General features: G+C 53.1%; 2 protein-coding genes. Both read left to right on the forward strand.

Features of this window, described 5'->3' with window-relative positions:
- The first annotated feature begins 87 nt into the window (after positions 1 to 87).
- Positions 88 to 390: an addiction module antidote protein gene (locus M6F29_RS12015; protein ID WP_298160246.1), complete on the forward strand. Its 303-nt coding sequence runs from the start codon at positions 88 to 90 to the stop codon at positions 388 to 390.
- Positions 391 to 402: 12 nt separating this feature from the next.
- Complete coding sequence (locus M6F29_RS12020; RefSeq protein ID WP_298160249.1) at positions 403 to 588, forward strand: hypothetical protein; 186 nt, start codon at positions 403 to 405, stop codon at positions 586 to 588.
- Positions 589 to 644 lie beyond the last annotated feature (56 nt).

The raw sequence follows: 644 nt of genomic DNA on the forward strand, positions 1-644 counted from the left end.
TCTCATAGGTGGCGACAAGCGGAAACAACAGGCCGAGATTGAAACAGCATTGGAATACTGGAAGAACTGGAACAGGAGAAACGAGATATGAACAAAGCATCCCGCCCCCATGATGATGCAGTGCTGGAACTGCTGCGCGAAGACCCGGCCTTTGCCGATGAATACCTGTCCACCGCACTGGATGAATCAAACCAACCCGGAGGACGTGAAGCCCTGCTGACCGCCCTGCGACACATTGCCGAGGCGCAAGGCATGAGCGCGGTTGCAGAACGGGCAGGAATACCAAGGGAAAGCCTTTACCGGGCATTGTCCTTGCGCGGCAATCCGACAATCAAGACCCTACTGGCAGTTGTTGGCGCTGCCGGGTTGAAGTTATCAGTCCACCGATAGGAGCAAATGAAAATGAAGATGCACAACCCGCAGCGCGTGCATCGGGTTAAACCTTTGGGCTGGTGGTATGGCGAGCCTTTGCCCGAAGATTACCTAACGAACCCAAAGTATATTTTCAAGCCTGGGCGCATGTTGACGGATTTTTACGCGACTGACCAAGACTTAAAATCTGCTGACAATGAGACACAAGGCGCTTGAACTGGAAACAGGCAGGCGGTTTTTTGTGGATGACCTTCCGGCAAAACCTACACTGC

The organism is Ferrovum sp. (assembly GCF_027317285.1).
Lineage (GTDB): Bacteria > Pseudomonadota > Gammaproteobacteria > Burkholderiales > Ferrovaceae > Ferrovum.